General features: G+C 64.9%; 8 protein-coding genes and 1 pseudogene. 3 read left to right on the top strand and 6 right to left on the bottom strand.

Features of this window, described 5'->3' with window-relative positions; translation table 11 throughout:
• Positions 1–15: 15 nt before the first annotated feature.
• The 6 genes and pseudogenes from AC1DIX_RS20335 to cqsA all read right to left on the bottom strand — a co-directional run bounded on the left by AC1DIX_RS20335 (position 16) and on the right by cqsA (position 12,066).
• Entirely contained in the window at positions 16–6,072 is a 6,057-nt protein-coding gene (locus AC1DIX_RS20335; RefSeq protein WP_477326891.1) for a choice-of-anchor Q domain-containing protein, read from the bottom strand.
• Between the two features lie 365 nt (positions 6,073–6,437).
• Positions 6,438–7,244, bottom strand: a complete 807-nt coding sequence (locus tag AC1DIX_RS20330) for a sensor histidine kinase (protein WP_477326889.1) — start codon at positions 7,242–7,244, stop codon at positions 6,438–6,440.
• A gap of 257 nt (positions 7,245–7,501) precedes the next feature.
• Entirely contained in the window at positions 7,502–9,058 is a 1,557-nt protein-coding gene (locus AC1DIX_RS20325) for a fatty acyl-CoA reductase (protein WP_477326887.1), read from the bottom strand.
• A 3-nt stretch (positions 9,059–9,061) separates the two neighbouring features.
• Positions 9,062–10,078, bottom strand: a complete 1,017-nt coding sequence (locus tag AC1DIX_RS20320) for a DUF2156 domain-containing protein (protein ID WP_477253342.1) — start codon at positions 10,076–10,078, stop codon at positions 9,062–9,064.
• Positions 10,075–10,731: pseudogene (locus AC1DIX_RS20315) on the bottom strand (class I SAM-dependent methyltransferase); the annotation flags it as partial. The pseudogene AC1DIX_RS20315 and the gene AC1DIX_RS20320, both read right to left, overlap by 4 nt.
• 96 nt (positions 10,732–10,827) lie before the next feature.
• Entirely contained in the window at positions 10,828–12,066 is a 1,239-nt protein-coding gene (gene cqsA / locus AC1DIX_RS20310) for an alpha-hydroxyketone-type quorum-sensing autoinducer synthase (protein ID WP_477326885.1), read from the bottom strand.
• Positions 12,067–12,252: 186 nt separating this feature from the next.
• On the opposite strand from cqsA, the gene AC1DIX_RS20305 reads away from it, so the two are divergent.
• From AC1DIX_RS20305 to AC1DIX_RS20295, 3 genes are read left to right on the top strand one after another with little or no spacing between them, the layout of a single operon-like run.
• Positions 12,253–13,623: a sensor histidine kinase gene (locus AC1DIX_RS20305; RefSeq protein WP_477326883.1), complete on the top strand. Its 1,371-nt coding sequence runs from the start codon at positions 12,253–12,255 to the stop codon at positions 13,621–13,623.
• Between the two features lies 1 nt (position 13,624).
• Positions 13,625–14,626: a response regulator gene (locus AC1DIX_RS20300; RefSeq protein WP_477326881.1), complete on the top strand. Its 1,002-nt coding sequence runs from the start codon at positions 13,625–13,627 to the stop codon at positions 14,624–14,626.
• Positions 14,627–14,671: 45 nt separating this feature from the next.
• Positions 14,672–15,508: a DUF1906 domain-containing protein gene (locus AC1DIX_RS20295; protein WP_477253336.1), complete on the top strand. Its 837-nt coding sequence runs from the start codon at positions 14,672–14,674 to the stop codon at positions 15,506–15,508.
• Positions 15,509–15,518 lie beyond the last annotated feature (10 nt).

Here is a 15,518-nt window from a genome sequence, read left to right as displayed (position 1 = left end):
TGGGACCAGTTGGCATCAGGGCACGGTGCCGCCGGCGAAGTCGTCGATCCGGGCGTTCCCCGGCTCCGTGATGCCGATCCGTCCGGCGCCGGCAACGAAAGCGGTGGTTCCGGTCGTCGGCAGGGTCGCGCTTCCCAGCAGGGTCGGCACCCCGGCCTGGACCTTCCACACGTTGACGACGCCGGCGCCGGTGCACTGGGCCAGCAGGGTGTCGCCGGCCGCCAGGGTCACGCCGCTGGCGAGCGTCGCGGTGTTGGCGAACGACAGGCCGCCATTGGTGGTGGTGTCGACAAGGATCGAACCGGCGTTGTAGCGGACCCTCACGTAGTTGGTATACGTGCCCAGCACGAAGTTGCCGGAAGCCTTCAGCAGCAGGCCGGTGCCGGTCAGCGTGCCCGTCCCCAGGGTCAGGGCTGCGGCCTGGTTCGCGCCGAACGGCGCACTCCAGAACGCGGTGCCGGGCAGCAGCGCGCTGGCTGCCTGCTGGGCGTTCACCCGGATCGCGGCGGCACCGAACAGCACTGCCTGGTTCCAGCTGGCGCCAAGGGTGTTGGCGTTGGCGCGGTTGAAGTTGTCCAGCAGGGACAGCTGCGGCGCCGCGGCCGGCGGCCCTGAGGTTCCGGCGCCGACCTCGTCGGCCCCGATGTCGATCTTCTGCGCGGTTCGGGCTTCGCCGTCGTAGTCCACCGCCGGCACGCCGTTCGACCCGGTACGGCTCAGGCCCTTGTCGATCGCCGGCGAGGATGCCTGCAGGTGATAGTCCCCGAACAGGGTGCAGTTGGCGGCGCTCTGCGGCGACTTCACCTTGCCGTCGCTGCCCATGCAGTTCCAGAGGGTCAGCGGGCCGTAGCGGATATCGATGTAGTTGCCGCCCTCGTCGCTGGTCGCGGCGGTATCGATCGTGGTCGAGAAGCCCGGAATGAAGGGCGTCGGCTTGCGGTCGCCGTTCGGGTAGTTCGCCACGAACAGGGGATCGACCGCCAGGTTGCCGTTGTTGTCGTAGCCGCCGCTTCCCAGCAGTGCCGACAGGATGCTGTGATCGGGGCTCAGCTTGTCCTTGCCGCTGTCGACGTACTTGGCGCCAAATGTGCCCTGGTTCGCGCTGCCGATGACGGCAAGGTCGACGTAGACCGGGTTCGCCCCCATCAGCGAAGCCGTGTTGCAGCCGCCATTCGCGGCGGCGTCGAACAGTCCGAACTCCCCTGCCCCGCTGCCGGTGATGGCCCAGCATCCGGCACGGTTGTGCCAGAGGATGTTGTTGGCAAGGATGGGCTTGGAGAACAGGTACTGGTTGCGCTTGTTCGCCTGGATGGCCGCGACCAGGCCGGCGCTGCTGCCCTGCGACACCAGGCCGGCCGGTTGCGGGCTCGACTGCGGGTCGCCCGGATGGGCGAAGGCTTCCTGCGAGGTGGCCGTGGTGTCGTTGAAGGCGATCGTGTTGTTCGAGGCATTCACCTTGAGCGCATCGACGATCGCCACGCCGCCGCCGGCATAGCCCGAGACGTTGTCGACGATGATGTTGTTGACCATCGTGACGCTGTTCCAGCTGTTCTCGTTGTTGGGCGCCCGGCTGACGTCGAGGCCGTTGACTTGCGCCAGGCGCACGCCGCCGCCCGCGCCCGAACCGGCATTGTTACCCTGGATCAGGTTCTGCTGCAGGCTGACCGAGCCGGTACCGGCCGACAGGGCGCCCGCGTCCACCGGCGGCGCGCCGCCGATGAAGACGCCGCCGCCGGTCGAATTGGCCGACTGGTTGAAGACCTGGTTGAAGATGATGCTGTTGTTGGCGATCATCCCGCCGTCGGCCAGGCCCAGCTGCGCCACGCCGCCGCCGTGGCCGAGGCTGAAGTTACCGCACACATGGTTGTTCACGACCTGGTAATTGCTGGCGCCATTGCCCAGGCTTATGCCGCCGCCGACGCCGGCCTCGGTACCGCCGTTCTGCACCACCCAGTTATGGTGGATGTTCGCATTCGGATCGACCGAATCGGTGTAGCCGCCGTAGGCCGTATTGTTCTGGTCGAGCAGGTCGACGTGGCCGATCCGGATACCGCCCGCGTAGGTGCCGGAATTGCCGACGATGCGGTTGTTCGCGATCTGCACGTTGCGGCCATAGCCGCTGACCAGAATGCCGCCGCCGCCGTCGGCGCCGGTCACGGTCAAGCCGTCGATGCGGGCCGGATTGGTCGCGTTGAAGTGACCGTTGCCGCTTCCGCTCGATGCCGCCTTGCCGACCACCAGGATGCCCGGCGCTTCGTCGGCGCCGAACAGGATCGGTTCGTTTTCGCTGAGGTTACCGCCCAGCGACTGGCCCGGCAGCAGGTCGAAGGTGCGGTTCGGACCGGCGTTCAGGGTGTTGACGCCGGTGTCCGGATCGATGACCGGCGGGCTGGCCGGGGTGGCGTCGATCTTGCGGTCGATCAGCTTGCGCCATTTCTTGAGCGTGTCGTTGGCCAGCTTGGCGGCGTTGATCATGGTCGACATGGCGCCCCAGCCCTGTAGCTGCACCTTCTTGTCGACGATGACCGGCGTATTGTAGATTCCTGGCGGAACGATGATCAGGTCGCCGTCGTTGGTGGTCGGCGCGTCGATGACGGCCTGGATGCTGCCGCCGGCAGGTACGTATTTGGGCGTCGCCCCGCCCACGGTCACGGTCAGGCCGACCGGCGAGACGACGCCGGCGCGGTAGACCAGCAGCTGTCCGGTCACGGCGTTGGCGGGCACCTTGACGACCAGCACGTCATTGGACCAGCTGCCCACTACCGGCAGTTCGACGCCGCCGAGGGTGACCTTGTTGCCCGCGTTGGCGGAACCGAAGCCGAAATCGCGCTTGATCAGGCGCGCCGAACCGTCGTTCGGGTCATAGTAGGGGTTGAGCACGTCGATGCTGCCGGCCGACACGATGGTCAGCGTGCGCTCGCCCGTTGCGGGCACCCAGGGTCCACTGTTGCCGCTGCCGGTGACGCTGTAGATCATCGGCACGCCGTCGCCGAACTCGCAGTCGACCGGATTCTGCGACGGTCCGGCGAAGGCCGCCACCGGCACCACCGGGGTATCCAGGTAGGTCGTCTTGCCCGGCAAGTACTGGAAGGTATAGCAGAACTGGCTGTAGCGGCGGTCGAAATACGGGTCGATCACCATTTTCGGGCTGCCGTCGGAATTGGTGGCGCCGCTCGGGTCGGGGATCGGCCCCGGGGAATTCATGCACGAGGTCATCATGCTCGGCGAAACGCCGGAGGGGAACGGCGGATTGATCGTGAAGGTCGAGGGCACCAGGAAGTTGAAGGAGCCGAATTCGTCCGCGTACACGCGGCCGAGCTCGCGTCCGGTCCAGTCGAGTAGCGAGACGGGCAAGTGCGGCGGCGCATGTTTTTCGCCGAAGGTGGGCGCATTGACGTCGAATTCGCTGGACAGGTCGTCGAGGATGAAGCCGACGCCATGTCCGGCGACCGGCGCTTCCGTGTACAGGTAGAAATTGGGCGCGGGATTGCGGCCCGGCTGCATGTCGACCAGCTTCATGTCGCACTTCTTCCAGGTCTGGCCGGGAGCCTTGTACATCGGATTCGGCTGTAGCTGGTCCGGGCCCTGGAACAGGCTCAGGTACTGCGGCACCGGCAGGTCGCGTCCAACGCAGGGGAAAGGCTCGGCCTGGGGCGTCGGCGTGATCACGTCGCCGAACACCACGTTCTTGTCGCCATTACCCTGGTGAAAATATCCCGGGGGCGCGACGGCTTCCACGATGTACTTCACATTCGGCAGATTGGCCTGACCTGCGACGCTACCGAAGGCATAGCCGCCATCGAACACGGCCGGACGGGCCTGGTTCCAGTTACGCAGGCCGTCATAGCAGTCGAGCGGCTTGCCGGCATCGGGGCCATATGGCACCTTGTATTTGTCGCCCGGACATTCGGACGGCAGCGCGTCGTCCCAGCCATCGGTCTTGCCGAGCCCGACATAGGGCTGGTTGCCGTTGTCGGGATCGGCGCCCCATTTGACGACGTCGCCGTAGCTGAACTTGCCTGCGTCATCGACCTTGCTGCGCTTGACGTCCTCCGGCCCCCTGGAAGGCGCGTTGGCGGGGAGGCCGCAGGACTCCGGGTCGCGCCAGCAGAACGGGTAATTGTCGACATCGGGGGGATCGTACACGTAGCCCTGGCTGCTCAGAGCTTCGCAGGTACCGTCGTTTGCCGCTTTGGGCTGGTCCGGCTTGCCGTCGCCGTCGCAGTCCAGGTACAGGTTGACCTGCACGCGCGGAATACCCGGCTCCCAGTTTTCCGCGGTCGCATTCTTCGGATCGTCTTCCGCCCGCGTGATGCCATACTGAACGATGCCGGCGATGCCGCCATTCTCCTGGCCGGCATAGGCCTTCTTGCCATATTCGATATGGTTGGTCTGGCCGAGGAAAGCCTGCATGCCTTCCAGCAGCACGACCCCATGCTCCACCCGATAGGGCTTGGTCTGTCCGACGGACTGGCACAGGCTGGGGCTGCCGCCGGTATTGGCGTCGACGTCTTCCTGGGTACAGGTGTAAAGCTGCGGTGTCAGGCGATTGAAGGACGGCGTCGTCCAGCCGTTATGGGCAGGCACTTCGCCGCCGGCGTCGACCACGATCGTCGCACCGGTCGCCTTGAAACGCGAATAGTCGACCTCGCCGATCATCCAATTGAAGAACGGGAAAAATTCGTTGAATTTGAATTCACCCTTCGAGTCCGTCACGGTCGACTGGTAGATGCTGCCGTCGCGGAAGCGGATATTCATCGCCTGGTTGGCGATGCCGACTTCGCTCGCATCCGGGAATCCGTCCCCGTTGCTGTCGTAGAACACTCTGCCTTCAAAGCGTGCGAACCAGTTAAAAACAGGCACGTTACCCAGCGCCAGGGTGGTGGCGCCAGGCGCGACCGTGACCGGCGCCGTGGCGATGATCAGGTCCAGGGCCTCGTCCCATACCACCAGTTCCCAGGTACCGGCCGGCACTTTCGGGATCGAGAAGCTACTGTCGGCATTGCAGGGCGTCGCATACAAGGCGCGCCGGGTGCCGGTCGACTCGTTCAGTCCGACCCAGCAACCCGGAAACGGTGCGCCGTCATGGAAGCTGTAGTCAGGCGGCCGCGAGTTATGGATATTGACGACCTTGCCGGTGATGGTGGCAGTGCCGTTCAGGACCGGCGTCGTTCCGTTCTTGGCCAGGAAGCCCTTGTGCGTGAACCCGGTGAAGACGTGGTGCCCCGGCGGTCCGAACTCCTGGAAGAACGGCGGTTCGCCATTGCGCACCCAGGCGTCATCGCCCTTGGTGCCCTCGATGGTGGTGGTCTGCTGCCAGTCGGTGCCGGTCGGCGGCACCACCTGGACCGTGTATTTTGCCGGGTACAGGTTGCGGATATTCGCCACGCCGTCGGGTCCCGATTTGATGATCCCGCTGCCGCGCGCCAGCATCACCGGCTTGCCGTTGACATAGCAATAGCCCGCCACGGCCGTTTCACCGGCCGCGCAGGCTGTCTTGTAGGTCGTGCCGAGTGGGTTGCCGAAGGCGTCCTGCGTGACCTGGCCGCCGGAGGCGCCATAGGTGCCGCCCGCCTCCGTCAACAGGATGGTGAACCCGGCGAGTCCCTGTTCCTGCGGCAGGTCGGGCGCCGCATTCAAAGGACTGTTGTCGTTGAAGACGAATACCGATATTTGCGCTGCGGGCAGTGGATATTTGTTCACGTAGACCGTGACCGAGGTGGCGCCGGCGGGAATCGCCGCACCACCCATCGCATATCCGTCGTCCGGCAGGATCGAAATGTAGTAACGCTTGGCAGGATCCAGTTTCGGGAGCGGCATGTATTTGCGGTCCGGGTCGAGGCACGCTACCGAGCCGGTATCGGTGCAATCATTCCCCGTGACAGGCGTACCGGCGACGGTTTTACCTGCCGCAATCACCGGCATATAGCTGGAATGGAAGCTGAAGGAATAATTGTCGCGCGTCGCGTGTTGCCCGGGTACCGAGTCCTTGCTGACGTCCTGTTCGACGGTCCAGCGATAGCTCTTTACCTCGGTAATTGCGCCACTCGGATCGACTCCCTTGACGGTCACCTGTAAAGGATTCGTTTGCGCCTGTGCAAGATTACACAGGAAGGCCAGCAAAAGCGCGAATGCCGTCAATAGCAGGCATCTGGCCCTTCCGGGAACCGCGCCGAAAAATATAAGCATATCCATGTTCACTCCCCAGGCACCCTTTAGTTTTACGAAAGCCGATTTGGACAAATACGGCGGCATCGGGTAATGGCTGCACGAAACCAGTATGGCGGAAGGAATGAGGCGGCACAGGGAGGCGAAGGTTGCAGTTGAAAGGGAGGTAAACTACGCACGCGGGAGCGTAATGCAAGGTAGGCGAAACTACCGTTCCGGAAAATGAAAATGGCCGCAGTGCGGCCATTTTCATCGCTGAAACAAAGTAATCAACAGAGTGCTGCGATATTCCATTCCACGCCGATCCTGGTCCCTTTTCCCGGGCTGCTCGTGATGTCGATTGCGCCGCCCGAATCGTGAACGCGGCGTATCATGCCGACAATGCCTGAGGACAGGCGGCGCTTGGGCATGCGCGACTGCGGGATGCCGGCGCCATCGTCCGCAATCACCAGCGACAAGTGCTGCGTTCCCGCAGAAAATACCACCGTCAAGAGATGCGCATCAGCATGCTTCAGAACATTATTCACCGCCTCCTGGAGGATGCGAAAGGCGACGATCCGCAGCGCGGACGGCACGTCATTGTCGGATACCGAAATGTCCGCATCGACCTGCAATTGCGGATACGCTTCGCGGGCTTCCCTCAGGATAAAAGAAATACTGGCGATTAGGCCCAGGTCGTCGAGCATGGACGGATACAGGTCCATGACCGTGCGATGCAACTCGTCGATAGCCTGGCGCGCGCTCGAACATGCGTGATCGAGGGCCAGGCCGAGCGCGGGAACGAATCCACTAGAACCTGCAGCCGTCGCCTTTGCGCTGCGCAATTCGATTGCGAGCATTGTCAACACCTGTCCCAGTCCATCGTGAAGGTCCGCGGCGATACGTCGCCTTTCAGATTCTTGTATTGTCGAAATACAATCGATCCATTTTCCTCCGTCGTGGTGTCGAATGCCTGGCGGGATTGCCCGCCGTTGATCTCCTTTCGACTTCCTTGACCGGGAAATATGATTCGATCCCTTATGGTTTGCAAGTCCGGTACTTAATAGATCCGCAAAGTTTACCGAGTAATCTCCCATCTCGTTCCCCTAGGCCGACTGCGTTTTTAAGTATTGGTTAACTCATTACTGCGAGCACATGTTACTAAACTCCGCCGACGAAAACGTCGTAAATATGCCTCGACATGGCATTTTTTTTGCTTAACGATAACTTCACAATTAATCGCCGGAACTATTTCCCGTTTTAAAACAGCACCTTTTCAAAAGCGCCAAATAAAAATCCAGCCGGTGGCTGGATTCAAACAGGTGCACAAACAGCTACTCTCGCGCTGACGACCTCAAGGGGAATCGGCCACCGGCGCCGGATAGGACCGGGTGTCCACGGCGGTATCGCTGGCGTGCGCAAGGCTGTCAGCCGCCCTCGCCTCCTTGCGCTTGAGCGCATAGCGGTTCAGTCCCGCCATATGCACCCTGCATAAATAATCCTCCCAGTCGATGGCGCGCGGATCGACCGGATACGTCGCCCGATCCTCCTGGCCGAAGCGCGCCGCCAGCGCCATCAGGCCACGGTTGTCGAAGCGGTAGCGCGGCTGGGCATAGAAGGAGAAGGTGATCGCCAGCAGGCGGGTGGTGCGCAGCTTTTCCATCGCCGGGGTCTCGCCGGGCTGGCCGGCCAGGCGGCGCAGGCCGCTCCAGGCCAGGGCGCCCAGCGCCACGCCGGCCATCGCCAGCCGGAAGCGCAGATTGCCGACCACCCGGAAGTCGTGCTTCGGCTCCTTGTGGAACAGCTTGTCGTACTGCCGCCAGTTGCGCCTGGCGTCGTCCTGCAGCAGGCGGATCAGGTCCCCGACCAGGATCGGGTTAGAGGCGCCACTGCAGCACTGGTAGATGCGGTGGCCCACCGGCCCCGCCAGCGCTTCGGCCGCCGCCAGCAGGATGGCGTTCGCCACCAGGTCGGCCGGGATCACGTCGATGATGCCTGCCGGGCGCGCCGGAAAGAAGCTGGTGCGGCCGCGCGCATAGGCCAGGATCACGGCGTCGGCCACCTTCACGCCTTCCAGCCAGCCCGGCGCCGGATCGCGCAGCGTGCTCTCGATGATGGACGGCCGCACGATGGTCAGCGGGAGTCCGCGCATGCCCTGCATGGCCACCTGCTCGCCCATCCACTTGGTGAAGGTATAGGTGTCGTTCCAGCCGTGGCGCTTGGCTTCGCGGATGCCGAGCGCGGTCAGTTCCCGGTCCAGCACCTGCGGATCGGCGTGGCGGGCCTTTACCGCCTCGATGCGGCGGCGCAGACGACCGGCCAGGGCCCCGACGTCGTGCTGGCCTTCGCGGTCGCGCCCGATGGCGGCGCGCCCGGCCGGCGCGGCGGAATCTTCGAGGATGTCGCCGCGGCGGTAGCCGTTCACATAGCAGGTCGAGACCTGCACCAGCGGCGCCCCGGCCGCGCGCGCCAGCGCCGTCAGCTGCCGCAGGCTGAGGGTGTTGATGTCGAGGGCCTCGTCGAGCGGCTCGCGGAAGTTGACGCTGGCGGCCGCGTTGATCACGAGGTCGGTGCGTGCGGCCAGTTCCCGGAAGCGCTCGGCGCCGAGGCCGAAGCAGTCCTGCGTCACCTCGCCCGTCACGCACTCGAGCCGTTCATCGAAGAAGCGCTCCAGCCAGGCGCCGCGCTCGGCCCGCAGGGTATCGAAGATCGAAGAGGTGGCGATCTGGCGCTGGAAGCGTTCGCGCGCATTGCCGGCCTCGCCGCCGCGGATCAGGAGGATCACGCCTTTCACCTCCGGCGCCGATCGGATCAGCTTTTCGAGCACCACCTTGGCCAGGAAGCCGGTGGCGCCGGTCAGCAGGATGCGCTTGCCGGACAAGGCGGCCGGCACGCTCAATTCGTTGGTCATGGTTCAGATGATCCGGGTGAGGCGGAACATGGCCGTCATCGCCAGCGCCGGCATGGCGTTGCGGTGGCAGCAGTAGGTCTTCTCGATGCGGCCCTGGAATCGCGACTTGGCGAATTCGAGTCCCTTGAAGTTGTACAGGAAGTCCATGCGCTCGCGGATCAGCGACATGGTGGCGCGCAGCACCCTCGACTCCTGGGCTTCGATCGCGGCATCCACCTGCAGCGGCACCAGGCCCAGGTCCACGTAAGGCACGCCCTCTTCCCGGAACACCGCCAGCGCATGCGCCATCAGCGCGTACCACAGGCCCTGGCGGAAGTTGGCGGACGAGCGCGAGATGTTCGGCACATAGCCGGCCAGGCGGCCGTCCCGGTAGATCGGATCGAAGAAGATGAAGCCGACCGCCTCGCCTTCGGCATCGTAGGCGTAGAAGTAGCGCGTGCCTTCGCGGTAGTCGATGATCATCGGCCGGATCAGGAAGCGGATCTCGTTGTTCTTGCAGCGCCGGGTGCGGATCCAGGCTTCCGAGATACGCTTGACCTCATGGTCGAAGCCGCCCTCGCGGATCTCGATGCCCTGGCTCCTGGCGCCGTTGACCGCGGTGCGGACAATCTGCTTGCGCGCGCCGCGCAGGCTCCAGTCCGCGAGTTCGATCTTCGATTCGCTGCCGAACTGGGTGCCGTAATAGCCGTGGCGTCCGTGCAGGTGGTCGACCACCGCCTTGCTCACCTGGACGAAGACGGCGTGCGGGAAGCGCTCCAGGAAGCGGTCGATCAGCACTGCGCGCTGCTCCGGCGCGCACACCGGATCGGCCAGCGCGAACTGCATGCCCCAGTACTGGGCATAGGCGATATAGCCGGCGCCCGGCAGCTCGAAGTAGGCCATGTCCGGCTGCATGGTCGAGAAGGACATCGGGTGGCTGCCATATTCCTTCAGCCACGCCACGCGCCTGGCCAGCTCGGCGTGGGCGTCGGCGTCGGCCGGAGCGAGCGGCCGGGTGAGCGCGAGAGCGGCGTCGCTCATGCGAGGTCCGGCTTCTCGCCCAGCACCGACCAGTAGCAGTCCAGCAGCAGCAGCTTGTAGTGCTTCTGCTCCTGCACCCGCAGGCCGAGCTTCTTCATCCACTCGGGATAGTTGTAGATATTGTGGAAGGCGTTCCCGGCAAACAGCCAGAAGAAGCCGACCGCCCCATACCAGTACAGGGTCTTCACCAGCCGGCTCAGGACGTTCCCGGTCGGGAAGGAGAAGTCGCCCACCACCACCCGCGCGCCCGGCCGGCCGAGGCGGATCAGGTGCTGCAGCACCTTCACCATCATGTCCTCGTGGAAGACGTTGAGGAAGAAGTTGGCCACCACCATGTCGTAGCGCTCGTACTCCTCCACCTGCATGATGTCGCTGTGGACCTGGCGGATCGAGACCTGCACGCCCTCTTTCGCCAGGTTGGCCTGGAACTTCCTCAGCATGGTCTCGGACAGGTCGACCACGGTGACCTCGGCCCCGCGGCCCGCCGCGTAGACCGCATCCCTGCCGTGGCCGACGCCGGCGAACAGCACCCGGTCGCCCGGCTGCAGGCGATCGAGCATCGCCACCTTGCACTTGTGGATCGACTTCCCGCTGTAGAAGGCACTCAGCCAGTCGTAGATCGGCCCAACGAGCCTGTATTTGTCGCTCACGCTTGTCTCCTTCTTGTCTTTTGTATAAGCGTAAGCGAAAGCGTCAGCCCTCCACGATTTTGTGCCTGCCTTTAGGAGCCAACTTCCTGGCCTTCCGAGTCAGTGCACGCGGCGCCGGCGGACGGTCGAGGTCCAGTTCTCGAGGTCGACCTCGTCGCGCATGTCGGCGCAGGCGTCCAGCAGCTTCGCGATCTCGCGCTTCGTCAGGCCCGAGTTCAGGGTCAGGCGCACCAGCGCGCGGTTCTTGGGCGTGGCCGGGGCGCAGAACACCGCGCCCTGGATACCGCGGTTTTCCAGCGCCTTGCGCAGCACCAGGGTCTTCGGCTCGGTGCCCACTTCGAGCGCGACGATCTGCTCGCTGCCCTCGTCGACGCAGTAGCCGAGCCGTTCCAGGCCGCTGCGCACTTCCTCGGTGATGCGGCGCAGGCCGGCCCTGCGGACGTCGGCCTGCTCGACGAAATCGATGGCGGCGTCGAACCAGGCCAGCTCGTGGTTCAGCAGGCAGGAGCTGAAGATCGCCGGGCGCGACTCCGACAGGAAGTAGCCCTTGAAGCGGCTCGAACAGGTGATGATGCCGGCGCGGCCGGCGAAGGCCTTGGCCAGCGAGGCGGTACGGAAGTGCACGCGGTCTTCCAGTCCGGCGGCGATCACCAGGCCGGCGCCGCGCGGACCGTGGGTGCCGAGCGAATGCGATTCGTCGACCACCAGCACGCTGCCGGTCTTCTCGGCCAGGGCAAGCACCTCGTGCAGCGGCGCCAGGCTGCCGTCGGTGCTGTACAGGGCGTCCACCACGATCACGCCGGCGCCGTGCTTGTTCAACTGGCGCTGCAGGTGCTCCATATTGTTATGCAGGAAGGGCACGGCCCTGGCCCCGCCCAGCTGGACCCCGTCCCACAGCGAGGCATGCGCCATGATGTCGAGGTAGACCGGCACGCCCGGCTCGGCGATGCTGTGCATCAGCCCGACGTTCGCGGCCCAGCCGGATTGCGCCAGCACCGTCTGCTGGGCGCCCATGAATTCGGCGAACTTCTCTTCCAGCCGGTGCTGCCGGCTGCCGGCCTGCAGGTAGACGGCCGACATCAGGTTCTGCCCGGCCTTGCCCTGCAGGGCGCGCACCTGGGCCTGGAGCAGCGCCGGTTCGTTTGCCAGGCAGAGGTAATCGTTACCGGCCAACATGACCGCGCCGGGTCCCTGGCGCTTCCACACATGGACGTGCTCGCCGCCCATGAGCTGTTCGATCCGGTTCACGTGGTGTTCGTCCATCCGGCGGGTGACGAAGGCGGGCATGCGCAGGGCTGCGGGGCGGACATGGTTTTGGGCTTTGGTCAGTAGTGTCATTTTTTTATCTCCAGGAAAAATTTCATTGTGTCCATACGCAAAAATTCGGCTCGGCTTCTCGACGCACTCTTGACCGAGATCAATCTGAACTGAGCAGTTTCCTTCAAGCTCAACCAACAATTGCGTGAGATCAATTGTTAAGTGACAAGGATCGAAAACAGACGGTCGACGACCGGGAGTTGCCGAGTGAAGAATCTGCTGTACAGGAGCATCGCGAACATCAGTGCGCCGATCAGGATGCGTTATCGGCTGACCCGCCCCGCCTTGCTGGCGTGGCTGCTGCGCCAGGACCAGCTGCACGAGCATGCCGTGGTGCGGCTGCATTTCCTCGCATGGGTCGGCTGCATCGGCATGCCGGCGTACTACCTCATCTGGACAATGTGGTTCCCACAAAAGTTCGAGAGCCCGGGCCTGCGGATACTCGGTTTTGTTCTATGCCTTCCAGCATTATTGTTCCCGCGCAAAATCAAGCGAAACTGGCTCCGTCCCTATGAGTTCATCAGCGTCACCTATGTGATGCCCTTCTTTTTCAGCTACATGTTCCTGATGAACCACGGCTCGGCAGTGTGGGGCGAATCGCTGCTGCTGGCGCTGATCCTGCTGTTCCAGTTCGATTCCCTGTGGGCGCTGCTGTCCTGCAGCGCTGGCGCGCTGGCCGCCTGCCTGCTGTACGTGGTGCTGGGCGATCCGAACGCGAGCGGCGATTTCCACGCCCTGCCGCTGGTGCTGGAGCAGGCGCCGATCTACGTCTTCACGATCGTGATCGTGGCCCTTACCAAGATCGGGCGCCGGCTGCTGGCGAGCGAAAAGCTGGCCGGCATGGCGCAGGCGCTGGCGATGGTCTCGCACGAACTGCGCACGCCCCTGATCAGCATCTCCGCCAACGTGCGCGGGATCGCCAGGGCGGTACCGGGCGAGGAAGAAGGCGTGCCGGAAGCGCTGGAGCGGATCGGCTTCGAGGTGCGCCACATGAACCAGATGATCGACCTGTTCCTGATGTCGGCGGCGGCCATGAACCAGCAGCTGTCGCCCAACGAGCGGGTCTCGATGGCCGAGCTGGTGAATGGCGTGATCGGCCGCTATCCCTTCGTCAGCGGGGAGCAGCGGCGCCTGGTGAGCGTGGTGGTGCGCAGCGACTTCGCCTTCCGCGGACGCCAGGAACTGGCCTCGGTGGTGCTGCTCAACCTGCTCCGGAATGCCCTGAAGGCCCTGCAGCGCGCCGGCAAGGGGAAAGTGCGGATCATCGTCGACGGCGCCCGCAAGCGCCCGCGCCTGCTGCTGATGGACAGCGGCTGCGGCATCCCGGCGCGCCAGCTGCCCTACATCTTCGAGCGCTTCTATTCCTACCCGGCGAACACCGGCGCCGGCATCGGCCTGGCGCTGTGCAAGGACATCGTGCATGCCTGGCACGGCAAGATCCGCTGCCGCTCGCGCGAGGACCTGTACACGGTGTTCGCGCTGGAGTTCCCGCCGGCGCGGCGCGCCGCCGACGCGTCCACGACGCCGCGTCCTCCCCGTGCAATCAACGACCGAGTCGAACGAGTCAACGAGGCTTAGCATGAACCTGCCGATCTACCAGCATCCCACCATGACCGTCCTCGTGGATGACAGTCCCAGCTTCTTGCACAGCCTGCGCTTCCAGCTCGGCCCGAGCTTCCCCAGCATCGGCTTCAGCGACACCACCGCCGCCACCGCCTGGCTGCGCCAGCACGGCGCCGCGCCCGCCGCCCTGGCCGGACTGCTGTCGCCCAGCGTCGACACCTATACCTTCGCGCCCCAGCCCTACAACATCGCCCTGCACGTCGAGCAGGTATGCGGCATCCGCCGCCACGCCCAGCGCTTCCTGACGCCCTCGGTGCTGGTGGTCGACTACGCGATGCCGGGCATGGACGGGATCCAGTTCTGCGAGGCGGTGCGCGACCTGCCGTGCCGGAAGATCCTGCTGACCGGGGTCGCCGACGAGCGGGTCGCGATCGAAGCCTTCAACCGCGGCCTGATCGACCGCTACGTGCGCAAGAGCGACGCCCACGCCCTCGACCGCCTGGAGGAGGAACTCACCCATCTGCAGGAGGGCTACTTCCTGGCCCAGTCGGAAGCGCTGCGCATGCTGCTCTCGCTGCACGATTTCAGCTTCGTCAACGATCCCGCCATCTGCGGCCTGGTGCGCGAGCTGGGCGCGCGCCACAAGATCGTCGAGCACTACCTGTTCAAGACCCCGCCCGGCTTCCTGATGTACGACCGCGATGCCCACCCCTGGCTGCTGGCCGTCGAGACCGAGCAGAGCATGAACGCCCACTTCGAGATCGCCCTCGACGGCGGCGCCCCGGCCTCGTTGCTGGAAGCGCTCGGCCAGCGCCGCGTGGTGCCGAACTTCAGCGACGGCGACGGCATGTATTCGCCGGTTCGGCACAAGGAATGGCACCGCTACACTGCGCCGGCCCAGAGCTGCCACGGCCGCGAGCTGTATTACTGGGCCATGTTCCCGCTCGACCCGGAATTCCTGGACGGGCCGGTGGAGTCCTTCTCGAACTTCCTGCGCCGCCATCCCGGCCATGCCTGAGCCGGGGCCGCCGCCCCGCCACACCACCACCAAGGAGAGCATTCGATGCCAACCCTGCCCCGCAAGGCGCCCGCCGCGCTGCTGCCGGCCCTGTTCGCCGCAGCCCTTTTCGCCGCGCCATCCGCCGAGGCCTATCCCGGCGGCGGCGCCGCATTCAACGGCAAGGGCTTCGACAGCTGCGCCGCCCCGTCCACCTCGCAGATGCAGGCCTGGTGGACGAATACGCCGTGGAGCTTCGTCGGCGTCTACATCGGCGGCGCGGTGCGGGCCTGTTCGCAGCCTAACCTCACCGCCACCTGGATGAACACCACCAACAGCCAGGGCTGGCGCCATTCGCTGATCTGGGTCGGCCCGCAGGCGCCCTGCACCACCTTCTCCAGCCGCATCAGCTACGACACCGCCACCGCCTACCAGCAGGGCAAGGACGAAGCCCTGAAGGCCTACAATGCCCTGATCGCCCTCGGCGTGACCAACAATGCGGCCGGCACGCCGGTCGTGTACGACATGGAAGGCTATTCCAACGACGCGTCCTGCAAGGCCGCGGTCAAGCAGTTCCTGCAGGGCTGGGTGGACCAGCTGGCGGTGGCGCCGGCCCAGGCCTCCGGCGTCTATGGCTCGGCCTGCAATACCTGGTTCAGCGACCTCGCCACCATGGCGCGTCCGCCGCAATTCATCTGGGCCGCGAACTGGGACGGCAATCCGTCGACCTCGACCCTGTCCTGCATCGCCGGCAGCTCATGGTCGAACCACCAGCGCCTCAAGCAGTACCAGGGCGACCACAACGAGACCTATGGCGGCGTGACCCTGAACATCGACAGCAACTGCGCCAACGGACCGCTGGCCCCGACCGGCGGCCTGAATTCCGCCAGCGTATGCAACTGACCGTCCACTT

It is taken from the genome of Massilia sp. 05N420, assembly GCF_056397205.1.
Note: the sequence above shows the minus strand (reverse complement) of the source record. Positions and strands in the feature narration are given on the sequence as shown.